This is a genomic window from Pseudosulfitobacter pseudonitzschiae, from assembly GCF_900129395.1.
GTDB lineage: Bacteria > Pseudomonadota > Alphaproteobacteria > Rhodobacterales > Rhodobacteraceae > Pseudosulfitobacter > Pseudosulfitobacter pseudonitzschiae.
The window spans coordinates 34,223-57,393 of the sequence record NZ_FQVP01000007.1; the positions used below are offsets into that span (position 1 = coordinate 34,223).

Below are 23,171 nucleotides of genomic sequence, written 5' to 3' on the forward strand. Positions count from 1 at the left end.
TGACAGCCTCGAGCCGATTAATGGGGTGGGGGCCTAGACCTTTTGTCAGTGTCCAGTTTTCGCGGACCACCTCAGCAGGGTGCATGCTTGCGCGGCAGGGCCGACTTCTTCAATGCCTCGGTTGTGCGGGCTGCCTAATTTTGGCCAACTCTCGCACATCTGCGTCGTCAATGCGGGTTGTTCCGGCGGTTTCCGGTCAGGCAACCTGCTCTGCACTGGCGAGAATGTGAGCGCGCATTATAGCGCTCGCCCAATCGGAGTCACCGCGCTCAAAGGCTTGGATCAGTTCACGGTGGTCACTCATCGAGCGCGCAAGACGGTTGCTGTCAAAGGTCGAGAACTTGCGCTGAACCAACAGAGGGTGCGCAAGATTTCCAATCACGTCGGCAAGCCGCGCGTTGCCGGAGGCTGCGATGATGGCCATATGAAAACGGCTGTTCAGCTCAGTTATCCGTTCGAAATTGGCAACAGTCGGCTTGGCAGACGCATCTTCCATCTGTTGGCTCAATTCGCGCAACTCATCCAGATTTTCGGCGTTGATCCTCTTGGCGGCAATTCCCGCGCCAAATGCTTCGAGGACGGCGCGCAGTTCGGTGATCTCGCGAGAGTCCTCGCTGGACCAATTGGCGACGCGTGCGCCCTGATTGTGTAGTATTTCGATAAAGCCCTGCGCTGCCAGTCTTTGCATCGCCGTACGGATTGGCGTCCGGCTGATCCCGATCTGCTCGGCGACAAGTTCTTCCTTGACGCGGTCACCTGCTCGAAATTCCCCGGACATTACCGCGGATTTGATAAATTCGTATGCAAGATCTGCGGCGCTGGACATCACTAAAGTATAATTGGATTCGAAACGCTTGTCAGCCGCTCTTCTGGCTCTGAATAAGGTAGGGCTGTGGGAAGAAGTTCATCCAAGCCAATGGCAGTGTTATAACCGGAAAAGCTCATCCTGTTGGTATCGTTCGGTAACTTTCCTGCCTGTCTCATTGCGGCGTAGGTCTCCTTGAGCAGTTGCGCCGTCGCGAGCAGCGACGATACTGGGTAGAGCATTAACGCGTATCCCATTTCCCCGAGCTCCTGCGCGCTGAGATACGGGGTCTTGCCGTCTTCCACCATGTTGGCGACCAACTTGTGGCCCCCGAAATGCTGTGTGATGGTCTGCATCTCGGTCAAAGATTGCGGCGCCTCGATAAACAGAAGGTCGGCACCTGCGGCAATGAAATCCTCGCCTCGTTGCATCGCTTCGTCAAATCCCAAAACAGCGCGCGCATCCGTGCGAGCGATCACCAGAAATCCGTCAGATCGCCGTGCAGCAACCGCGGCGGCAATCTTGTCGCGTGCTTCGATCCGGTCGATCACGTCTTTGGATGCCATGTGGCCACAGCGCTTGGGAAATACTTGGTCTTCCAGCTGGATCGCCTGAACACCGGCCTGTTCATATAGCGTGACCAGCCGTGCCACGTTCAACGTGCCACCATGGCCGGTATCGGCGTCGGCAATCAACGGCACCGGTGCGGTCGCCGACGCCATTGCCCTTGCGCGATCGGCCATCTCGGTACCGCTCATCAACCCGATGTCAGGCATTCCAAGTGTGGAGCCAGCAACACCAAAACCGGTCATATACACCGCTTCAAAGCCGGCCTGCGCTGCAAGTTTGGCAGAGAGTGCGTCAAAGGCACCAGGAACCATAATAGGCCTGTTCTCACCCAGCAAAGACTTAAGTGAGGGTGTTCCTGCTCCGTCGTGCATCCTGAATTCCTTTGATGAGATTCGTAATAATGTATACAAAATCTATGCAATAACCCAAAATGTTGCAAGTTAATTATTTTATTGTATACATTATCGATATGGGCGATAAGAATCATCATTAAGGAATGGAGGACGATCATGGGAATTAGCGGGCTTCACCACGCAGCCTACCGCTGCAAGGACGCCAAAGAGACGGTTGCGTTTTATACAACGCTGCTGGATCTGGATTTCAATATTGCGGTCGCAGAAAACAAAGTGCCGTCAACGGGCGAGTTTTCACCACATATTCATATTTTCTTGCAACTTGCAGACGGCAGTTTTGTTGCCTTCTTCGAGTTGCCCGAGGACAAAGGGAATATGCTTGATCCCGAGACGCCTGCATGGGTGCAGCATTTGGCACTGAAAGTCCCGGACAGCGAGACACAGTTGAAATACAAAGCGCGGCTGGAAGAGGCGGGCGTCAAGGTCTTGGGGCCCACTGATCACGGCATTTGCAAGTCGATCTATTTTTTCGACCCCAGCGGTCACCGGTTGGAGCTGGCCGTGGATACAACATCCGCGGATATGGCCGAAACCCTGCGCAAGGCTGCTCCCGAGACATTGGACGTATGGTCGCGGACCAAGCGCGCTCCGGATGTTGATCCGATGCACGCCAAGGCACACTGATTAACCAGGTTTGACGGAGTGTTTAGAGTGCCAGGCAGTTTTGATATCAGACGCGAGCCGGTCATCGTTTCGTTCGAGGAGAAGTCCGTCTTTACCGAGGTTTACGGTTTCGTCGGATCGCAAGGCAAAGTTTTTCTCGAGGGGCAGCGCATTCTGCCGGTCGGGTGCGATTCAGACACTGTTCTGGTGTTCATGCATCCGGCAACCACGTTAAACCTGATGCCGCTTCCGGCAGCGCTTGCGCGGGCTGGACGGCATATCCTGTGTTGCGGGTCGCGCTTTGCCAAGAACGATACTCCGCTGATCATGGAAAAGGTTGCCGCGGATTTGGGGGCCTATATCCGCTACGCGCGTGAGGAGTTGGGATATGACAAGGTCGTTTTGTGCGGCTGGAGCGGCGGTGGCTCGCTCAGTACCTTCTATCAGGCGCAGGCCGAACGGACGACAATCACTGAAACGCCTGCAGGTGATCCCTATGACCTGACCGCGATGGATTTGCCCCAAGCTGATGCGCTAATGTTTGTCGCTGCCCACATTGGCCGGGCGCACACCCTGTCGGAGTGGATCGACCCGTCGGTTATCGACGAAAGCGATCCGGACGTGCGTGACCTGGACCTTGACCTGTATGCCGGTCCGGTCAAACCGCCATATTCCCCTGCCTTTGTCGATGCGTTCCGAACGGCTCAGCTGGCTCGGGTGCGTCGCATCACAGACCGTGTGCTTGAGCAGATCGAGGCTCTGAAGCGCAGTGGTGGTGGCGAGATCGAGCGTGGCTTCATCACGCATCGCACGATGGCCGACCCCAGATTTCTCGACCCTACGCTGGAACCGAACGGTCGCAAGCCGCAATGGTGCTACATGGGCAATCCGGCCACTGCGAACAACGGTCCGGTCGGTCTTGCACGGTTCTCGATGCTGCGGGCTTGGCTGTCGCAATGGTCGCCGGATCACACGAATGCAGATGCGTTGCGGGCAATACCTGAAGTCACTGTGCCGCTATTGGTCGTTGAGAACGAAGCAGACGACGCAGTGCCCCCATCCCACCCGCGCGGAGTGTTTGCCGCCGCGAGGATGCAGGACAAAACCTATCAGGTCATCGAAGGGGCGACCCACTATTACAAAGATCAACCCGAGCACGAGGCCGAAGCTGTGGCTTTGCTTGATCGCTGGCTGAGTGAAAGAAGCCTATAAAATTACACTGCGTTCTGGGAGGACAAAATGCAAAAAATCATTAAATCAATCACGGCAGCCTTGATGGCCAGCGCCGCAATGACCGCGCCGGCCAAAGCGCAAGAGATGACGCTGAAGCTAAGTCACTTCTTTCCAACCTCTATTTTCTTGCACACTGAATTCATCGCGAAATGGGCCGAGAACCTGAAAGAATGCACAGGTGGCAAGGTCGATGTCGAAGTGCATGGTGCAGGATCGGCTTTGGGCGATCCCAACCGTCAGTTTGATCAGGCCCGTGCCGGAGTCGTTGACGTGGCCTTTGGGCACACAGGCTTTCCACGCGGGCGTTTTCCGCGGTCTTCGATTATTGAATTTCCGTTTCTGACTGGGTCGGCCAATGCCAACAGCTTTGCGCTTTGGAACATTGCTGAAGAACATCTGAAGCCGGAATATCCGGACGTTCATATTTTGGCGATGATGAGCCACAATCCCGGCTTGATCCACGCCAACGCCCCCGTGGAAAAGCTGGAAGACATCAAGGGCATGCGCCTGCGGACGCCCAACGCGACGACCAGTGCGGTATTGGAGCATTTCGGCGCGGAAGCGATCGGAATGGGCCCGGGCGATATTTATGAGAACCTGCAAAAAGGTACGATCGACGGCATCGCTATGGAATGGACTGGCATCGGTGCCTACAAGCTGACCGAAGTCCTGAAGTATCACTTCGAATTGCCGCTGTTCACCGTCGGTTTCTATTTTGTGATGAACCAGGCGAAGTATGACAGCCTGCCGGAGGACGTGCGCGCCTGTGTCGACGAGGTGTCGGGCGACAATCTGGTCGCGACCTTCGGGCCTATGTGGGACGCATCCGGCGTGGCTGGATACGAGGCGGAAAAAGCCAGTCCCGACGATGTGATCCTGCAAGCCACGCCCGAGCAGATTGAAGGCTGGAAGGAAGAGCTGAAGCCTGTGACTGAAGCGTTGATGCAATCGCTTCGCGACAATGGTGTCGCAAATCCGGAAGAAATTCGCGATGCGCTTGAGGCGGAAATTGCAAAATACGATTCCTGATCGCATCGCTGGCAAGGCATCCGCGCGTACCGAGATGTTGCGAGCGGACAGGTCTGCTTGGGCCCGGATCGGGCGAGGGGTGACCTTGATGCTTGATGTGCTGGCCGTCTTTTCGATGACCAGCATCGGTGCTGCGGGTGTCTTGACCTGCGTTGATATCGTGTTGCGCCATATGACCGATATGTCGATCCGCGGCGTTATCGAGTTGACCCAGCTGGCGATGATGTATTCGGTTTTTGCTGCAATCGCCTATGCCTTTGGCAAGCGGGCGCATGTTGCCGTCACCGTCTTGACGGACCTGATGCCCGAGCGCGTTGGCCGAACCTTTGCGATCCTTGGCTGGCTGGGTGGCATTGTGCTGCTGGGCTGGCTGGTGGTGGCCAGCTTCGATCAGGCGCGATTGGTGGCGCAATATGGCGACGTCTCACAGAACCTGAAGATCCCCATGATTATCTATTGGCTTTCAGTGATCGTTGGCCTGGCGCTGTCAGCTTGTGGGTCCTTGTGGGCAATCCTGCAGGACTGGCATGAAGGAGTGGAAAATGAGCGTTGAACTCATCGGTGTTCTCTGGGTTGCTCTGTTTTTTGTCTTGCTGGCGGTGCGGGTTCCTATCGCAATCGCCATGGGCCTGATCGGTTTGGGGGGCGGAGCCGTTTTGAATGGCTGGTCTGCCACCGCGTTCATCACCGGGGGGCTGCCATTTTCTTCAGTTTTTCCTTACGGGCTGTCAGTCGTTCCGCTGTTTGTCCTGATGGGGACGCTCGCTTTGGAAACTGGTACGTCTCGCAACCTTTATGATGCAGGCAACGCTGCCTTTGGCAATATGCGGGGCGGGCTTTCCATGGGCACGATTGCAGCCTGTGCCGGCTTCGGCGCCATCTGCGGATCGTCGCTGGCCACTGCGGCTACAATGGGCCGCATTTCCATACCCGAGATGCGCGCGCGCGGATACGATGAAGGTTTCGCCGCGGCCACCGTCGCCGCGGGCGGCACGCTTGGCGTGCTTATTCCTCCCTCGATCATCTTGGTGATTTATGCACTTTTGACCGAGCAAAGCATCGGGCGTCTATTTGTGGCCGCTTTGATTCCGGGGCTGATCGCGACGGTGCTATATGTGATTGCTATCGTGATCACTGTCCGGTTGCGGCCTGCCCTTGCGCCGGTCCACCCGCTGGGTGATCTGCGCAGCAGGATCGCAAAGTTCGTGGCGGCGTGGCCTATTGTGCTGATCTTTGGCGTGGTTCTGGGGGGGCTGTTTGCCGGTCTGTTTTCCCCGACCGAAGCTGCGTCTGTTGGCGTGGTCGGGATGCTGACATTAGGATTTGCACGACGTTGTCTGGGTCTTGACGCACTGCTGAGAGCGGCGCGGGACGCTGCCCAGTTGACGGGGATGATTTTTCTGATCCTGATCGGTGCTGCAATCTTCAATTCATTTGTCGAAGCGTCACAGGTCACGGCTCGGCTGGCCGAGTTGATCATCGGGGCGGACCTGACGGCTTGGCAGGTCATCACCGTCATCTTGCTGCTTTACATCGTTTTGGGGTGTTTCATGGATTCTGTATCCATGATCTTTCTCACGCTGCCTTTCGTGTATCCCATCGTTCAATCCTACAACATGGACCCGATCTGGTTTGGCGTCCTGCTGCTGTCGGTTGTCGAGATTGGGCTGATTACGCCGCCGGTTGGAATGAATCTCTTTATCGTCAAGGCGTCGACGCCGCAGTTGCCAATGCGCGAACTCTATGCCGCCATCTTACCGTTTCTTGCAGCCGATATACTGCGGCTGATTCTGATCGCGGCGGTGCCGGCCTTGTCGCTCACGCTTGTTGCCGTGTTATACGGAGGTTAATCCGATGAAGCTTGTTTCCCTTGTGGCCTCCACACGGCCCGGCTCGGTCAACTGTGCCTTGTATTCGAAAGTGGCTCATAAGTTGGAATCCTGTGGGCACACGTTGGAAGAAATGCCCTATGCGCAGGTCGAAAACCTGCCTCAGTACACTCCGGTGCGCGAGGAGACCTCTGGCCTTCCCCCGTTTATTGGCACGCTTTCGCGTTCCATTTTGCAGGCAGACGGCCTTGTGATTGCATCTCCAGAATACAACTTTTCCATTCCCGGTCCGCTAAAGAACGCCATCGATTGGGTCAGCCGGATAAAGCCCTACGTGATGACAGGCAAACCCGTATTGCTGATGTCCGCTTCGGGATCGCCAGTGGGTGGCTGGCGCGGTCTGGCTGCGCTGCGTATCCCGCTTGGCTGTCTCGGTGCGCGTGTCTTTCCCTGGGAGATCACGGCGGGTGCTGTCGCCTCAGTAGAAGCGGTTGAAGCGCTTTCTAAAACCGAGGCTTTCCGAGACAGGATTGACCTTGCGATCAGCCAGTTCGGCTGACGCCCCTTTCAAGTTTGAGGATACCATCGGTCTGCGGTTCGGGTGAACTTGCGGATTGTATTTTGGTGCCAACGGCGTGGTTACAAGAAATCTACTAATTCCAATTTTGTATACAAAAATATGTTGCGGGGTTTAGTGGGTTCTCTGATTTTAGGAGGGTAAGGGCGCTCTTTCCTAAAATGTTTTCGTTTTCTGGGTTGCCCCCAAGACCTTGTTGTTCTAAGGAATTATTCCCTGAAAATAATAGATTAAGGTCTTTTTTTGGGCCGATCGACTGCCTGATCTTTAAGCAATTTCTTTAAACATCAAGGCCGATTTAGAGAAAATTCTGAATGGGTACGCCGCCTGCCTGCATCTTAAATTTTCTCAATATCGTATACAATTTTATTGACGCGCGCTGAGTCCTGCGCCAAGCTGTCGAAACGAATTGCGCACTTTGGGAGGATGTGATGCTTTTGAAATTCAAGCCTATCGCCATTGTGGCGGCACTGTTGTTAGGGGGCCAAGTCCACGCGGAGGAGGCGTTAAGGCTCGCCTTTGTCGACCCGCTGTCTGGACCGCTTGCCAGCTCTGGGCAGCTAGGTCTGAAGCACTACCAATACGCTGCCGCCGAGATCAACGCAGCGGGTGGCGTGCTGGGCGGGCGTATGATCGAAATCGTGCCTTTCGACAACAAGGCGAACCCGCAAGAGACCAGCTTGGTGCTGCGCAGGCTGGCCGATGAGGGCTTCAGTTTTGTCAGTCAGGGAAACAGCTCGGCGGTGGCTGCTGCGATCATTGATGCGGTTGAAAAGAACAACAGCCGCAATCCTGATCACAAAATGATGTACATGAACTACTCGGCGGTCGATCCCGCCCTTACAAATGAGAAGTGCTCATTCTGGCACTTCCGCTTCGATACTGAAGTCAACATGAAGACCGCTGCCATGACGACCTTCATGGCGACGCAGAAAGATTTGAAAAAGGTCTATCTGATCAATCAGGATTATTCTTTCGGGCGTGCGGTCGGCGAGGCGTCCCACAAGATGCTGAATGAAAAGCGGCCTGACATCGAGATCGTCGGGGAAGAGTACCACCCGCTCGCCAAGGTCAAGGATTTCTCGCCTTACATCGCCAAGATCAAGGCTTCTGGCGCACAGGCGGTCATGACCGGCAACTTTGGTGCTGACCTGACATTGCTGGTCAAGGCTGCGCGTGATGCAGGTCTGGATGTGGATTGGTACACGTATTATTCGAGCCTGCTTGGCACTGTCACGGCGATGGGTGATGCAGGTGTCGATCGGGTTTATGAGTTGGTCGAGTGGCACGAAAACATCGATAACGCAGAACTGACCGAATTCGCGGAAGGGTATAAGGCCGAATATCAGGACGATTGGCGTTACATGCGCGTGCGGACCATGCTCCATATGTTCGCAAATGCTCTGAACGCTGCTGGAACAGACGACCCAGAGGCTGTGGCCAAAGCATTGGACAATGCGTCCTACGACAGCCCTCTGGGACCGGTCCGAATGCAGTCGGAAAATCATCAGATTATCATGCCACAATATGTGACGCTGCTGTCCAGGGACGTTGAACACGACCTGGAAGGTACAGGAATCGGTCGTAAAACTGTCGCCAGTTTTCAAGCCGAGCAGGTCAAGCTGCCGACAACCTGCGACATGAAACGACCCTAAACACATCTCCTCTGAACCCCTGGCATCTGGAGCTTAACAGTGGCCCTGTTCCTGCTATTTTTGGCCAATGGTCTGGCATACGGCCTTACACTTTTTCTGCTAAGCAGCGGTGTGACGCTTATTTTCAGCATGATGGGCGTGCTCAACTTTGCCCACGCAAGCTTTTACATGCTGGGGGCCTATCTTGGTTTTCAGATATCTCAAGTTACGGGGTTCTGGGGAGGGCTTGTACTGGCCCCGCTGATGGTTGGAGTTATCGGCGGGGCGGTCGAGCGATATGGCCTCAGAAGGGTTCACGCGCACGGTCACGTGGCAGAGTTGCTATATACCTTTGGTCTTGCCTTCCTGATCGAAGAAATCGTGCAACTGATCTGGGGCCGTTCTGCCGTCAATTACGTGTTCCCCGACCTCCTGCGCACGCCGATCTTCGCGATAGCTGGTCTGGATTACCCGGCCTTTCGCGTCGTGATGGCCGCAATCTCGGTCATGGCCTTTCTGATGTTATTGCTGCTGCTGTTGCGAACCCGCGTTGGGCTGGTGGTGCAATCCGCCCTGACCCATGCACGCATGACAGCGATGCTGGGGCACAATGTGCCGATGGTTTTCATGAGCGTCTTTGCTGTCGGCTCCGGTTTGGCTGGCTTGGCCGGTGTGTTGGGAGGCGCGGCGCTGGTGACAGAACCGATGATGGCCCAGCAACTGGGGCCGATTGTCTTTGTGATTGTGGTTATCGGCGGGCTTGGATCGCTGTTTGGCGCTTTCGTGGCCTCGCTGGCGGTGGGGTTGCTGCAAACATTCGCCGTGGGCTTTGACCGCTCGCTCGGCCAACTCGCATCATCTGTGGGACTTGCGCCTGATGCTTCCGGCAACTTTGCTGAGCTGTGGTCAATCAGCCTCTCACAGATCGCTCCATTGCTGCCCTACATGCTGCTTATTCTGATGTTGGTTGTCCGCCCGCGCGGAATTGCCGGAAAGCGAGATTTGTAATGGCACGAACCCTCTATTGTATCGCGGGGATCGCGCTTTTGGCGGCTTTGCCGCTGGTTCTGACATCCAACTACGCCATGGCTTTGATGTGCCAGATCGGCGTGTCGATCGTCTTTGCGCTGTCCTACAACCTACTGATGGGTGAAACAGGAATGCTGTCTTTTGGGCACGCGGTCTATTATGGCACAGGCGCTTTCACGGTCATCCACTACATGGCGCAGGTGAATGAAGGCCAGCTTGCCTTTCCGATTGCCGTTTTACCTGTATTCGGCGGCATCGCGGCGCTGATCCTCGGGCTGGCATTCGGGGCTGTTGTGACGCGCCGGGCCGGAATTGCTTTTGCAATGATCACACTCGGCCTGGGAGAAGTCGCCATAGCCGCATCCCACATGTTTCATGGACCCTTTGGGGGCGAGGCAGGCAAATCCGCGGACCGCACTATCGGTCCGACCTTCGCGGGCTTGGATTTCGGACCGACCAACGAATTGTACTGGTTGGTTCTTGCTTGGGTGCTGGCCTCGGTCGGATTGATGTACTTCTTGACCCGCACACCGCTGGGGCGTATCGCCAATGCCGTGCGCGACAATGCGGAACGTGTGGCGTATCTACGCTTTAATCCGCGCCTTGTCCGTTTGATCATGTATGCTTTTTCCGCCTTTTTTGCAGGGATCGCAGGCGGGCTCTCGGCCATTATTTTTGAAATCGTCACCTTCGAGGTTTTCTCGCTCAACACCTCTTCCATGGTCGTCCTTGCCACCTTCATCGGGGGCACCGGGAACTTTTTGGGTCCGGTTCTGGGGGCAACGCTTGTGACGTGGCTGCAATCCAGCCTCAGCCAGTTTACCGATGCATGGATTTTGTATCTGGGCCTGTTCTTCATGTTCATGGTTTCGTTCGCGCCTGAGGGCCTGATCGGTTTGCTTCATAAAATCCTGCGACCGAAAGCTGGATTTAAGCGGCGCTTGCTTCTGCGTCAGGCCACCGCTCGCGCAATTCGCCTGATCCCTTTTGGGGTAGGAGGCGTGGCGATCGTCGAACTGACATACCGAATTTCCCCCATTAGCACCCGTAGCACCGATTTCGTCATTGCAGGGCACCACTTTGACGCACAAACGCCGTTGCCGTGGTTGCTTTCAGCGGCGATGTTGTTGCTTGGCCTTGTGGTCCTGTTGCGCCGTCCAAGGGCTGCGGAAGCTCGGGCAAAAGCAAAGGGCCAACGCACATGACTGATGCAATCACCTTGTGTAACGTCCAGAAAAGCTTTGGTGCTTTGCAGGTCATTTCAGGCGTCGATCTCGTTATTCAAAGCGAAGAACGCCATGCGTTGATTGGCCCCAACGGCGCCGGAAAGTCGACGCTTTTCAACATCATCAGCGGACGTACCGAACCTTCGCAGGGCAGTATCTCACTATTTGGTGCGCCCATTCAGGGACTTGCCCCGCACCGTATCGCGCGGCGTGGACTGTCGCGCAGCTTTCAAATCACACATCTGTTTCCCAAGCTGACCGTTCAGGAAACGCTTGAGGCAGCCTTATTGTGGCCTGGCGGAACGCACTACGCATTCTGGCGGACAATGCGCAGCCTGCCCAGGGTTCGTAGCGATGCCCGTGAAATGGCCGAATTGTTGTCGCTGGACGCGGTCATCGACGTGCGTGTCAGCGAATTGCCCTACGCAGATCAGCGCGCTTTGGAAATTGGTGTTGCCGTTTGCGGTGACGCTAAAGTGGTCCTGCTGGACGAGCCGACGGCAGGCATGAGCCACGCCGAAACCGAGCGTATGACTGACCTGATCAGACGCGTCACCCAAGGGCGCACGCTGATCATGGTTGAACATGACATGGGGGTGGTCTTTGACCTTGCGGACCGGATTTCCGTTCTCGCAGGTGGGCGAATTATTGCAACCGGAACACCGAGTGAAATCAGGGGAAATGCTGCCGTAAAAGAAGCCTACCTCGGGGAAGCCGAAGGGGAAGCAGAGTGATCCTGGAAGTCAAAGATCTGAACGCATGGTACGGCAAAAGCCACATCCTGCGCGGCGTTTCTTTCAACGTGAAGCCAGGTGAAATTCTGGCCATGCTTGGGCGAAATGGTGTGGGGCGGTCAACCACTGTCAAGGCGTTGATGGGGGATGTGGAGAAAACCGGAGAGATCACCTTTGAAGGCAATCGGATCGACAACCTGCCAACGCATGAGATCGCCAGGCTTGGTATCGGCTGTGTGCCCGAAGACCGTCAGGTATTTCCGACGCTCACCGTTCATCAGAACCTGATCATGGGCCTGCAATCGCAAGGCAGGGACGATGGATGGACACCTGATGATGCATTCCAACTGTTTCCCCGTTTGGCCGAACGCGCAGGCACCGAAGCTGGGTCTCTTTCGGGGGGCGAACAACAATTGTTGACGATGATGCGTACACTGATGGGCAATCCCAAACTTATCCTCATTGATGAGCCAACCGAAGGCCTTGCCCCGCGCATGGTGGCCCAAGTCAAGGACCTTATCCTGGAGATAGCAAGACGTGGTACGAGCGTGGTTTTGGTCGAACAAAAACTGACCGTTGCGTTGAAGATCGCCAATCGTGTTCTGGTGATGGGCCACGGGAGCATCGTGTTTGAAGGCACGCCTGCTGACCTTGCGGCACGTGAAGACGTCCGCCGCGATTACATAGAGGTTTGATCCGTCTCTGATGCGGCGGCAATGGTTTCAACAGGGTGGCATATCATGACGGACGACAAATTCTGGCGCGCACAGCGTGTCATCATTACGGCAGGCGCTGGTGGCATCGGACTGGCGATCGCCAAAGCCATGTTGCGCGTCGGCGCACAGGTTTGGGTCAGCGACATAGATCCCGAGGCACTGGACAAGGTCGCCACCGCAAATCCCGGGATTGGCACTTTGGCGTGTGACGTTGCGGACCCGCAAGCCTGCGACCGCTTTGTAAAACATGCAGCGGACCGAATGGGCGGGATCGACATTTTGATCAACAACGCAGGGATCGCAGGGCACACTGCACCCGTGCATGAACAGCCACTGGACGAATGGGTGCGCTGCTTCGATATCAATGTACATGGTCAGTTCTACATGGCCCGCGCGGCTATTCCCCATCTGAAGAGGGCCAAAGGCGGATCGATTGTTTGCATGACCTCTGTCGCAGGCAAATTCGCATTCGCTTTACGCGCGCCATATTCCGCATCAAAGGCCGCTGTCATCAATCTCGCGCGGGCGATGTCTGTCGAACTCGGACCCCATCAAATAAGGGTCAATGCCATCGCTCCGGGCGCCGTCGCTGGGCAGCGCATCCGCGATGTCATCACCAGCCGCGCCAATGCCCGCAATATTTCGTATGCCGAAATGGAGGCGCAGGTGCTTAGGGCCGTTTCGATGCGCACAATGGTGGAGCCCGAGGAGATCGCGGCCTATGTCATGTTCCTCTGCGCGCCCACGGGACGGGCCATAACCGGACAGGTTCTCAGCATTTGTGGTGGGATCGAATACGCTGAATAGGCCGTGAAACCTGAGGTGACGACACCTTCTCCACCTTTTGAGAGCAAAAGTTGCTTTCCTGCGTGAATGAACCGGTTCAGGACGGTACCCGTTCGGTAAACAGGTCCGGAATGGCAGCCGGTCGGGTGAGGCTCGATGCGATGGGAATTTCGGTGATGTCCATGGTCCAGACCAGGCTCGGCTACGTCACAGACAGGTTGCCGAGCAGGTAGGTCGGAACCGGTCTGAAGGTTTTCGGCTTGCGCGCCAGATCCTTTGTGCCCGTGCACCTCATCGCCAGACCTCGCAAAGCATCCTGCACCTAATCGGCGGAAAAACTGAGCTGAACCTTCACGGCACCCGACCTGTCGCCCGCAGCATCAAAGGCTTCGATGGCGCGGCTGATGGGGTAGGTGGCGGTTATGATCGGTTTGACGTCGATGCGCCGCTCAGAGATCATCTGAACCGCCTGTGCAAATTCAGCGTCGAACCGCTGGGTGCCGCAATAGGTGATTTCCTTGCCCACCAGCATGTTCAGGGGCACAGGTACATCACCCGCGACGCCGACTTGTACCAACCGGCCTTGAGGGCGCAGGCAGGTGATTGCGGTCTTGATCGCGGGGGCGGCTGAGGAGCATTCGAAGGCAACGTCGAACTGGCCTTTGCCCGCGGCATAGGCATCCAGACCGGCGGGATCGGTGGCGACGTTCACGGTGCGGGTCGCGCCCATGCGGGTCGCAACCTCCAGCGTGAAGTCCTGCAGATCGGTCACCACCACTTCGGCGGCACCGGCCTCGACCGCGACGGCAGCGCAGAGCGCGCCGATGGGGCCCGCACCGGTGACCAGAACGCGCGCACCGCTTAGATCGCCCGCACGATTGCGGGCATGCAGGCAGACCGCCAGAGGCTCGGCGCAGGCGGCTTCACCCAGGCTGACGCCTGTGCCGACGGGCACGCACTGGCGCGCCTCGACCACGATGTGATCGCGAAACAGGCCTTGTTCATGGGGCATCCGCATGGCCGACCCGTTAAAGCGCATTTCAAGGCAATGCACAGGCAAGCCTTTCTCACAAAATTCGCAGGTGCCGCACGGACGGCTGGGGTTGATCGCAACCACGTCGCCGGTGGCCAATTCTGTGACGTCGGGTCCCAGGGCGACAACCGTTCCCGATGCCTCATGTCCCAGAATGATCGGTTCACGCACCCGGATCGGGCCAAAGCCGCCCTGCTGGTAATAGTGCAGGTCGGACCCGCAAATCCCGCCCGCCCCCAGCGCGATCAGCACTTGGCCCGGCCCCGGTGCTGCGACGGTTACGGCTTCGATACGAATGTCGTTTTCACCATAAAGGCGGCAAACTCGGGCTTCCATGATAGGCTCCTTACGGGATCAGGACGGACGGCAGCCAGGTGGCCAGCGCCGGAATGTAAGTGACGGCCAGCAGCACAAGGATGTTGGTCAGCAAAAACGGCAGGATCGCCACGATCACCGGTGCCAGCGGCAACCGAGCGATACCGGCGCAGACGAACAGGCAGACGCCCACGGGTGGCGTGGTCAGCCCGATCATCAGGTTCAGCACGGCCACGGTGGCAAAGTGCAGCGGGTCAATCCCCACAGCGTTCGACAGCGCCAGCAGGGGGACGAACAGAATGATCAGGGCGGCGATGGTTTCCAGAAACATGCCCACGCACAGCAGCAGGATGTTGATCAGCAGCAGCACCAGGAACTTGTTGTCGGTGATCGACAGAACCGCGTCTGCGATGGCCTGCGGAATACGTTCCGACACCAGAATCCAGCCGAATACATTGGCAAAGCCGACCAGCGCCAGAATGCCCGCCGCCGATACGGCGCTGTCCACCACGATGCGCGGCACCGCAGGGATGGGCAGTTCGCGGTAGATGAAGGCCCCCACGACAAAAGCGTAGACGCTGGCCACGACGGCGGTTTCGGTCGGCGTCGCCAGACCGGACAACAGCCCGTAAATGATCAGGAACGTCATCGCCAGCGCCCACGCGGCCCCACCGAGCGAACGGATCACCTCGCCAAAGCCTTGCCACGGCTGGTGTGGAAAGCCCTTGCGCACCGATATGATATAGCAGGTGACCATCATCGACAGGCCCATCAGGATGCCGGGGATGGCACCGGCCAGAAACATCTTGCCCACCGAAATGCCCGACAGCGCCCCCACGATGATCATCGGCACCGAGGGCGGAATGATCGGCCCCACGGTCGACGAGGCCGCGGTGACGGCCGCTGAGAAATCCGCCGGATAACCGGCCTTTTTCATGCCGGGGATCATCACCCCGCCAATGGACGCGGCATCGGCCACGGCGGTGCCGGTGATGCCACCAAACAACATCGAGGCCGCGATATTGGTCAGGCCCAGACCGCCCCTGATCCAACCCACCAGCGCATTGGCGAACCTGATGATCCGTTGCGTGATCCCGCCACGGTTCATCAGGTTCCCGGCAAGGATAAAGCCCGGAATAGACAGAAGAACAAACACGTCCATGCCCGCGTACATCTTTTGCGGCATCACCACGATGGGGATGCCCACATAGGCCAGATAGGCCAGCGACGACAGGCCCAGAGTGATCGCCACGGGAATGCCCACGGTCAGACCAAAGACAAAAACGACAAGCAGAATGGTAACGGCCACGGGTCTATTCCTCGTCGGTTTTTTGGGGAGTGCCGTCTTCGGCGCCAGCCAGCATGGCGACACAGCGCAACACGGCAAACAGGGCAAGGCCCGCAAGCAGAACGAACATCGTCAGATGGGCATAATCCATACGTATGCCAAGTGCGGGCGCTGTCTGCATCCGGCCGATGGTGACGAATTTCCACGCGGGCATGAGCAGCACCAGCGCCAGTCCGGCGGTCGCGGCCGCCGCGAAAAAGCGCAGGAATTTTGGGACACCACCGGGCAGGGCTTCACTGACCACATCAACGTTGACCAGATCTCCGGTGCGAAACGACAGCCCCGCGCCAAAGGCGATCATGTATAGCAGCGCAAACCGCGTCAGCTCTTCCGTCCACACCGGCGAGCTGCCGGTGAAGCGACCGATGACCTGCACCAGCACCGCGACCATCAGCACGGCAAAAGCAATACCAGCACCCAGTCGGGCCAATACAGTCAGGATGCGAATGAGGGTTTCGGCATGTCGCATTTCGCAGCGCTCCAAACGGAAAATGGGGAAACCGGCGCCACATGCAGGCGGCGCCGGTTGATCGTATCAGGTGAAACGGGCCTTAGTCGGCGAACAGGCCTTCAACTGTCGGGCGGATTTCGTCGCTGACGTTGCTCAGAACCGCGTCTTTGGCCGCTGCGGCAAAGGCCGGGCCGTCCACTTCGACAAAGGTCATGCCGTTGGCTTCCAGATAGGCGCGGTCGTCGGCAAGGCTGGCTTCGAACAGTTCACGCTCATAGGCTTGGGCGCGCGCTGCCGCTTCCATGACGGCAGCCTGGTCCTCGGCGCTCAGCTTCTGCCATGTGCTTTCGGCAATGGTCAGATAGATCCATGACCGCACATGCTCTGTCAGGTTCACGTGGCTTTGCACTTCGTTAAAGCTGGCCGAACGGATCAGCGCCAGCGGGTTTTCCTGTGCTTCGATGGTGCCGTTCTGCAGCGAGGTGAACACCTCGGAAAACGCCATCGGGCCGGGGGCCGCACCCAGTGCCGACCACACGTCGATGAACAGCGGTACGTTCGGCACCCGCATTTTCAGACCGTTCAGATCAGCAGGCGTGGTGATGGGCCGGTTCGATGTCAGGTTGCGCGGGCCGCGTGCAAAATACGCAACGGGACGAATTTGTGCCTTTTCGACGATTTGCGCCTCGATCTGGTCACCGATTTCGCCCGATGCGACTTCGTCCATGTGCTCGATGGATTTATAGGCATAGGGAACAGCCAGAAGGGCAGCCATCGGCGCCCAGTTCTGCAGGCTTTCGCCGGTGATGGTCATGTCGACGGTGCCCAGCTGCATGCCGTTGATCAGGTCGATTTCCTTGCCCAGCGACTCGTTGGGGAACACTTCGACCACGATGCGGCCATCGGTCAGCGCGGACAGCTCCTCGCCGAATTTCACTGACGCCAGATGCCACGGGTTGTCTTCGTTGGCCAGGTGGCCAAGCTTCAGGGTCAGGTCTTGTGCGAACGCGGGCATGGCTGTCAGGGCAGCGATGGCGACGGCCAGTGCGGGCTTTTTCCAGTTAAATGTCATTGTAAATCTCCTCCTTGGATGGGTGCATTGACCGGCGTGGGAATTCCTCCCTCCGGCAATTCGAAAAATTCGGGATTCGCAGTGAGGATGCGCGGCAGATCGCCCAGCACTTCGCGCAGGTGGCCGCGAATGGCGGCATTGGCGGCGATCATCTTGCCGTTTTCGATGTTGTCCACGACCGCCTTGTGTTGGGTCACCAACTTCTCCGCCGGAAAATGCCCCAAAGACAGGAACCGCACGCGGTCCATCTGCGATTTCAGGCCTTCTATTCGCCGCCACGCACCACGTTTGCCGGCGCCGTCGGCCATCGTGCGATGAAACCGTTCGTCCAGTTCGATGAAATCGGACGGCTTGTCGCGCGCCACCGCTTGTTGTGCAGTCAGTTGCGCGCGCAATTCGCGGATCAATGCAGGGTCGGGATTTGCCGCCAGAATGGCCACGATGTCGGCCTCGATCGCCTCGCGCAGGAACCTTGCGTTCAGCACATCGGTATAATTGATCTTGGTGATGATGGTCCCGCGTTGCGGCAGGATCGCCAACAAACCCTCGCCCGCCAGGCGGATGAATGCCTCGCGCACGGGCTGACGGCTGACATCGCAGGTCTTGGCAATCTCGCTTTCTGAAATGCGGTCACCGGGGGCAAAGCGATTGCGAATGATGGCATCACGCAACTGCGCATAAATCTGCGGTGCGATCGGCGCGGATGCGTCCAGTGTTACGGCTGTGGTGCGGTCTGCTTTCATGATTCGCTTCTCTCCCCAGCTCTAACTACCATACTTCCATCCTAGTCAGCAATTGGCGAAGCTGATAGGGTCGACCGCAACGACGACTCGGAGGGATTCCAGATGAAACAGACATGGCGATGGTTCGGTCCACGCGACATGGTTTCGATTGACGACACGCTGCAAGCAGGGGTCGAGGGCATTGTTTCCGCCCTGCACCACGTTCCAACCGGCGCCGTCTGGACGCCCGAGGAGATCAGCAAGCGCCAACAAGAGATTGCAACCATGAAAGACGGCAGCGCGTCCGGTCTGGCGTGGGACGTGGTGGAAAGCCTTCCGGTGTCCGAAGACATCAAGAAACAGCAGGGCAACTGGCGCGCTCACATTGCCAATTACATCACCAGCATGGAAAATCTGGCTGCCGCCGGTATCGAGGTGATCTGCTATAACTTTATGCCGGTGTTGGACTGGACCCGCACCGATCTGGCGTGGCGTCTGCCCACCGGGGCAACTTGCATGCGCTTTGACCTAGCCGATTTTGCCGCTTTTGATCTGCACATTCTGGCCCGCGCGGGGGCAAAAGACGACTTTGACGCCGCCCTGCAAGACGAAGCTGCCCGCCGTTTTGCCGCGATGAGCGAGGCGCGCAAAACGCAACTGGCCGAGAATGTGGTTTTCGGCTTGCCGGGTGCCGCCGAGAACTTCTCGCTCGAGGACGTTCGCGGGCATCTGGCCGAGTATGACGGCATTTCCGAGGATCGCCTGCGTCAGAACCTGCTGGATTTTCTGGCTGAGATCATCCCCACCGCCGAACGGCTTGGCTTGCGTCTGTGCTGCCACCCCGACGATCCGCCCGTGCCCCTGCTGGGCCTGCCGCGTATCATGTCGACCGAGGCACATTATCAGGCACTGATTGATGGCGTCGACAGCCCCGCCAACGGCATCACGCTGTGTTCCGGGTCGCTGGGGGCGCGGCCCGACAATGATTTGCCTGGAATGATGGAGCGGCTGGGGGATCGCGTGCATTTCCTGCACCTGCGCAACGTCAAACGCGAGACCAACGACCTGCGCGGATCGTTCCACGAGGCCGAGCATCTGGGCGGTGACACCGACATGGTCGCCCTGATCGAAGCGGCCCTGCGCGAAGAGGCGCGCCGCCGCGCCGCTGGTCGTGGCGACTGGTCGATCCCCTTCCGTCCGGACCACGGTCAGGACATTCTGGACGACCACGGTCGCAAGGCCCAGCCTGGGTATCCGTTGATCGGACGGCTCAAGGGGCTGGCCGAGCTGCGCGGTATCGTGGCGGCGCTCTCGCCTCGGGTGCGTGCATGAGGCTGACCGGAACCGAAGGGGTGCCGGGCCACGTCAAATGTCCTGGGTTCACGCCGTCGGGCCATGGGGCAGGGATCGTGCATCTGGGTCTGGGGGCCTTTCACAAGGCACATCAGGCCGCTTATACCGACACCGCCCTTGCGCACAGCGGTGGCGACTGGCGTATCACCGGCGTCAGTCTCCGCAGCCTTGAACCTGCCGCGCAACTGGTCCCGCAGAACGGTCTTTACACCCTGATAGAGCGCAGCGCCAAAGGCAGCAGCGCGCGGATCATCGGGTCTATTGCCAACGCATATGCTCTGGGCCCCGACCGCGCCGCAGTGCTGGAGGCGCTGACCGCCCCCGCCACGCGCATCGTCTCGATCACCGTCACTGAAAAGGGCTATGGCATCGACCGCAGCACCGGCGGTGTTGAAACAAGCCACCCTGCCATCGCGCATGATCTGAATGAACCGGATGACCCTGTCGGCGTTGCGGGGCTGCTGGTCTGGGCGTTGAACGCGCGTCATGCTGCAGGCGTGCCGCCTTTCACCGTGCTGTGCTGTGACAACCTGCCTGACAACGGCAGATTGCTGCGTGGTCTTCTGGTGGACTTCGCCCGCCGGGCCATGCCTGAAATTGCCGAACACATTGCAAATGACGTCGCCTTTCCATCGACGATGGTCGACCGGATCACACCCGCCGCGACCGAGGCCACCCTGGCTGTCGCTGCCGAGATGACAGGCCGCGAGGATGCCGCCGCGATCGAGACCGAAGCCTTTTCGCAATGGGTCATTGAGGATCATTTCCCCACTGGCCGCCCGGCTTGGGAAAGCGCCGGTGCGATGTTTGTCAGCGACGTCAAACCCTATGAGGAAATGAAGCTGCGGATGTTGAACGGTGCGCATTCGATGCTGGCCTATGCGGGGTTCATTGCCGGATGCACCCATGTGTCGGACGTGATGGCGGACCCTGTACTGAACCGATTGGTGCGGCGCCATCTGTCAGCCGCCGCCGCGACCCTGCCGCAACTGGCAGGTGTCGATTTCGATCAGTACGCCGACGCTTTGGTCGCGCGGTTTTCCAACCCGCACCTGCGGCACCAGACCTATCAGATTGCGATGGACGGCACCGAAAAGCTGCCCCAGCGCATTCTGGCCCCTGCGGTCGATGCGCAGGCGGCGGGGCAGCCTCTGGCTCCTTTCGCTTTCGCCGTGGCCGCATGGATGCGCTACACCTTGGGCAAGACCGAAACAGGCGTAGCTTATGCGCTCCGCGACCCCCGCGAAGAGGAGCTGGCCCAGCTGACACGTGACCGGTCGGCAGGGGATATTGTCGCAAATCTCGTTGCTTTGCCGGGATTTTTTCCAAGCGTTTTGACCAAAGACAGCACGTTCCTGCAGATGGTCAGCGCGCGTCTGGGCATAATGTTGAACCATGGGATGCGCCGGGCGCTGGACGCCGAATAGGCCGAGAGTCCCGTATGGAGTGGGACGTGGTTTGCCGGTCTTACCCAAAGGTTTTCGGGGTGCCAGACGTGGCATGGGCGAGCTTGAACTCTCGCCTTTATGCCCGTCAATTGTTTGGATTAACAGATCGACAGCCAGCTTCGCAAGCGCGTCCACATGCAAATCCACTGAGGTCAGCGACGCCACCGCAACGGTTGATGCGATTTCCCTAAAGACCGCAAGCCGCGATGGCCCGGCTGCGGTTGGCTGTGCGCGTCTTCGCGATTGTCAGCGGTCTGTGTCTGATCCTTCGGTGAGCTGTGTGAGCAATCGGTTTTGCCGTCGCCCGGATTGATAGCCCGGGCGACATCTGGCCTCACGGCTTGGCGTCGAAACCTGTAGGGACTAATGGTGCTTAGCGCAGCGGACCGCTTTCATGCGCGAGCCTTCTCCTGTCATCGATGCTCCCGCTCGGTTGCGCACCTTAAAACCGGGTAATGACCGTGGCGCCGACGGACTGGAACTTGTCCATATTCATCAGGGCCTTGGGGGCGTCTGCGAGGCTGATCCTATCCCCGACCAGCCGCGCGGGGTCCAGTTTTCCGCTGGCGACCATGTCCAGCATGGCGCCGTAACGATGGGCCTGCATTCCGTGCGAGCCAAGCAATTCGATTTCCTGCCCGACGATCTTGGGCATCGGCACGGCGGGGGCAGCGTGTTCGCCAAGCATCAGGCCCACCTGGATGTGTTTGCCACGGGGCCGCAAACAGAGGATCGAATTGGTCATGGTCACGGAGTGCCCGAGCGCGTCAAGCGAGACATGCGCGCCGCCGCGGGTGATCTCGTGGATCGCCGCGGGCACGTCACCCTCTTGCCCATTGATCACGGCCAACGCGCCGAGTTCACGGGCCAGGTTCAGCTTCGCCGGGTCGAGATCGACGCCGATGACATTGGCCCCGGCCGCCGCGGCAATCATCACCGCCGACAGTCCGACGCCGCCACAGCCGTGAACCGCCACCCACTGACCTGCGCTGACGCGACCCTGATCGATGACAGCCCGGAAGGAGGTCGCGAAGCGGCAGCCAAGGCTGGCAGCCGTGGCGAACTCCATGCTTTCTGGCAAGGCCACGAGGTTCAGGTCGGCCTGATGGATGGCCACGTATTCGGCGAAGGAACCCCAATGGGTAAAGCCCGGCTGTTCCTGGTGGAGGCAGACCTGCTGATGCCCGGCATGACATTCAGAGCAGCTGCCACAGCCGCAGATGAACGGTACGGTGACCTTGTCGCCCGCCTTCCAGTTGGTGACGTCCTTGCCCACGGCCACGATCCGCCCGGCCAGCTCGTGACCCGGGACATGGGGAAGCTCGATGTCGCTGTCATGCCCCATCCAGCCATGCCAGTCGCTGCGGCAAACTCCGGTCGCCTCGACCTTGAGGACGACGCCATGCGGTTGGGGCGTCGGATCGGGGACGGTGACGAGTTTGGGGGGTTCTTGGAACGTCTCGAACAGGACGGCTTTCATCGGGTCATCTCCACGGAGGTAGGAACGGTTTGCGGCATCATAGTCATATCCCGGGGAAGAGCTTTGCCAATCTGTACATATTCGGCGAAAATAAGGGCAGAATCTGCCCGATAATTTCCCGACATAGGGGGTATTGCCTCATGACAAAACTCGACGCGGTCAATGCCAGGATGCTGAATTTGCTTCAGGAGGATGGCCGCATGAGCAATGCCAAGCTGGCCGAACATCTGTCCATGAGCGAAACACCCTGCTGGCGGCGCCTCAAGCGGCTGGAAGAAAGTGGCATCATCGAGGGCTATCAGGTTCGGCTCAGCCGCAGAAAGATCGGGCTCGGCGTCATGGCCTTTGTGCAACTGCGCTGCTCGGAGCATGACGCGGTGGCCACAGCCGAATTCCAGCGCATTATCGAAACCTCTCCCAATATCCTGGCCTGTCACAATACGACCGGGGCTGACGATTTCCTGGTCATTGCCGTCGCACGAGATCTCGACGACTACAGTGCCTTTGTGGAGAGCACCTTGCGCAGGTTGCCCGGGGTGACCAGCATCCGGTCAAATCTGTCGCTGCGCGAAATGAAATCTTCGAGCCGGTTGCCGATCATGCACGGCGAAACCTGACGCCAATTTGTCCCGGCAATTCCGGAAGGCGAACGCCGGCTTTCTGATCAGCACAACTCCGGATTCCGCACAGCCGATGGATCAGCACGAACAGCCCCGAGCCAGCTTTCGCCAAGATGCCGTGTCATGCGGCACCTGATCAGGAAAA

Annotated in this window: 23 protein-coding genes; 15 read left to right on the forward strand and 8 right to left on the reverse strand. The window is 58.4% G+C overall.

Annotated elements, in window-relative coordinates:
* Window positions 1-196: 196 nt before the first annotated feature.
* Window positions 197-826, reverse strand: a complete 630-nt coding sequence (locus tag BUC08_RS18685; protein WP_037928311.1) for a GntR family transcriptional regulator — start codon at window positions 824-826, stop codon at window positions 197-199.
* Window positions 827-828: 2 nt separating this feature from the next.
* Window positions 829-1,746, reverse strand: coding sequence for an isocitrate lyase/PEP mutase family protein (locus BUC08_RS18690; RefSeq protein WP_073194375.1), 918 nt, complete (start codon window positions 1,744-1,746; stop codon window positions 829-831).
* A gap of 81 nt (window positions 1,747-1,827) precedes the next feature.
* On the opposite strand from BUC08_RS18690, the gene BUC08_RS18695 reads away from it, so the two are divergent.
* The 12 genes from BUC08_RS18695 to BUC08_RS18750 all read left to right on the forward strand — a co-directional run bounded on the left by BUC08_RS18695 (window position 1,828) and on the right by BUC08_RS18750 (window position 13,205).
* Window positions 1,828-2,412: a VOC family protein gene (locus BUC08_RS18695; protein WP_318173655.1), complete on the forward strand. Its 585-nt coding sequence runs from the start codon at window positions 1,828-1,830 to the stop codon at window positions 2,410-2,412.
* 27 nt (window positions 2,413-2,439) lie between these two features.
* A complete protein-coding gene (locus BUC08_RS18700) occupies window positions 2,440-3,603 on the forward strand; it encodes an alpha/beta hydrolase family protein (protein WP_037928317.1) in 1,164 nt (387 codons plus the stop codon).
* A 27-nt stretch (window positions 3,604-3,630) separates the two neighbouring features.
* A complete protein-coding gene (locus tag BUC08_RS18705) occupies window positions 3,631-4,653 on the forward strand; it encodes a TRAP transporter substrate-binding protein (RefSeq protein ID WP_037928319.1) in 1,023 nt (340 codons plus the stop codon).
* Window positions 4,616-5,206 (forward strand): TRAP transporter small permease, encoded by a 591-nt coding sequence (locus BUC08_RS18710; protein WP_159436705.1) that lies wholly within the window; start codon window positions 4,616-4,618, stop codon window positions 5,204-5,206. The genes BUC08_RS18705 and BUC08_RS18710 overlap by 38 nt, the downstream gene beginning before the upstream one ends.
* Window positions 5,196-6,503 carry a TRAP transporter large permease gene (locus BUC08_RS18715; RefSeq protein WP_037928325.1) on the forward strand — a complete coding sequence of 436 codons (1,308 nt, stop codon included), beginning with the start codon at window positions 5,196-5,198 and terminating at the stop codon, window positions 6,501-6,503. Before BUC08_RS18710 ends, BUC08_RS18715 begins: the two co-directional genes overlap by 11 nt.
* Window positions 6,504-6,507: 4 nt before the next feature.
* Window positions 6,508-7,041, forward strand: a complete 534-nt coding sequence (locus BUC08_RS18720; RefSeq protein ID WP_073194379.1) for an NADPH-dependent FMN reductase — start codon at window positions 6,508-6,510, stop codon at window positions 7,039-7,041.
* Between the two features lie 449 nt (window positions 7,042-7,490).
* On the forward strand, window positions 7,491-8,714 hold the full coding sequence (locus BUC08_RS18725) for a branched-chain amino acid ABC transporter substrate-binding protein (protein ID WP_037928328.1): 1,224 nt from the start codon (window positions 7,491-7,493) through the stop codon (window positions 8,712-8,714).
* Between the two features lie 39 nt (window positions 8,715-8,753).
* Complete coding sequence (locus BUC08_RS18730; RefSeq protein WP_037928331.1) at window positions 8,754-9,701, forward strand: branched-chain amino acid ABC transporter permease; 948 nt, start codon at window positions 8,754-8,756, stop codon at window positions 9,699-9,701.
* Window positions 9,701-10,927, forward strand: a complete 1,227-nt coding sequence (locus tag BUC08_RS18735; protein WP_051694548.1) for a branched-chain amino acid ABC transporter permease — start codon at window positions 9,701-9,703, stop codon at window positions 10,925-10,927. The genes BUC08_RS18730 and BUC08_RS18735 overlap by 1 nt, the downstream gene beginning before the upstream one ends.
* Complete coding sequence (locus tag BUC08_RS18740) at window positions 10,924-11,682, forward strand: ABC transporter ATP-binding protein (protein ID WP_037928335.1); 759 nt, start codon at window positions 10,924-10,926, stop codon at window positions 11,680-11,682. Before BUC08_RS18735 ends, BUC08_RS18740 begins: the two co-directional genes overlap by 4 nt.
* On the forward strand, window positions 11,679-12,377 hold the full coding sequence (locus tag BUC08_RS18745) for an ABC transporter ATP-binding protein (protein ID WP_037928338.1): 699 nt from the start codon (window positions 11,679-11,681) through the stop codon (window positions 12,375-12,377). The genes BUC08_RS18740 and BUC08_RS18745 overlap by 4 nt, the downstream gene beginning before the upstream one ends.
* A gap of 45 nt (window positions 12,378-12,422) precedes the next feature.
* Window positions 12,423-13,205 (forward strand): SDR family oxidoreductase, encoded by a 783-nt coding sequence (locus BUC08_RS18750; RefSeq protein WP_037928341.1) that lies wholly within the window; start codon window positions 12,423-12,425, stop codon window positions 13,203-13,205.
* Between the two features lie 301 nt (window positions 13,206-13,506).
* On the opposite strand, the gene BUC08_RS18755 is transcribed toward BUC08_RS18750, so the two are convergent.
* The 5 genes from BUC08_RS18755 to BUC08_RS18775 all read right to left on the reverse strand — a co-directional run bounded on the left by BUC08_RS18755 (window position 13,507) and on the right by BUC08_RS18775 (window position 18,146).
* Window positions 13,507-14,553 carry an L-idonate 5-dehydrogenase gene (locus tag BUC08_RS18755; RefSeq protein ID WP_037928344.1) on the reverse strand — a complete coding sequence of 349 codons (1,047 nt, stop codon included), beginning with the start codon at window positions 14,551-14,553 and terminating at the stop codon, window positions 13,507-13,509.
* A 10-nt stretch (window positions 14,554-14,563) separates the two neighbouring features.
* Window positions 14,564-15,841 (reverse strand): TRAP transporter large permease, encoded by a 1,278-nt coding sequence (locus BUC08_RS18760; RefSeq protein ID WP_028956971.1) that lies wholly within the window; start codon window positions 15,839-15,841, stop codon window positions 14,564-14,566.
* A 4-nt stretch (window positions 15,842-15,845) separates the two neighbouring features.
* Window positions 15,846-16,349, reverse strand: a complete 504-nt coding sequence (locus tag BUC08_RS18765; RefSeq protein ID WP_037928347.1) for a TRAP transporter small permease — start codon at window positions 16,347-16,349, stop codon at window positions 15,846-15,848.
* An 82-nt stretch (window positions 16,350-16,431) separates the two neighbouring features.
* Window positions 16,432-17,403 (reverse strand): TRAP transporter substrate-binding protein, encoded by a 972-nt coding sequence (locus BUC08_RS18770; protein ID WP_037928350.1) that lies wholly within the window; start codon window positions 17,401-17,403, stop codon window positions 16,432-16,434.
* Window positions 17,400-18,146, reverse strand: coding sequence for a GntR family transcriptional regulator (locus BUC08_RS18775; RefSeq protein ID WP_037928354.1), 747 nt, complete (start codon window positions 18,144-18,146; stop codon window positions 17,400-17,402). The genes BUC08_RS18770 and BUC08_RS18775 overlap by 4 nt, the downstream gene beginning before the upstream one ends.
* A 102-nt stretch (window positions 18,147-18,248) precedes the next feature.
* On the opposite strand from BUC08_RS18775, the gene uxuA reads away from it, so the two are divergent.
* Entirely contained in the window at window positions 18,249-19,457 is a 1,209-nt protein-coding gene (uxuA, locus tag BUC08_RS18780) for a mannonate dehydratase (RefSeq protein ID WP_037928356.1), read from the forward strand.
* Window positions 19,454-20,905, forward strand: coding sequence for a mannitol dehydrogenase family protein (locus BUC08_RS18785; RefSeq protein ID WP_037928357.1), 1,452 nt, complete (start codon window positions 19,454-19,456; stop codon window positions 20,903-20,905). Before uxuA ends, BUC08_RS18785 begins: the two co-directional genes overlap by 4 nt.
* 463 nt (window positions 20,906-21,368) lie before the next feature.
* Here BUC08_RS18785 and BUC08_RS18790 read toward each other — a convergent pair whose 3' ends face one another.
* The gene (locus BUC08_RS18790; RefSeq protein ID WP_037928361.1) at window positions 21,369-22,406 is read right to left on the reverse strand and encodes a zinc-dependent alcohol dehydrogenase family protein; all 1,038 of its coding nucleotides are present in this window, start codon (window positions 22,404-22,406) and stop codon (window positions 21,369-21,371) included.
* A gap of 140 nt (window positions 22,407-22,546) precedes the next feature.
* Here BUC08_RS18790 and BUC08_RS18795 point away from each other — a divergent pair, with 140 nt between their 5' ends.
* Window positions 22,547-23,023, forward strand: coding sequence for an Lrp/AsnC family transcriptional regulator (locus BUC08_RS18795; RefSeq protein WP_037928364.1), 477 nt, complete (start codon window positions 22,547-22,549; stop codon window positions 23,021-23,023).
* Window positions 23,024-23,171 lie beyond the last annotated feature (148 nt).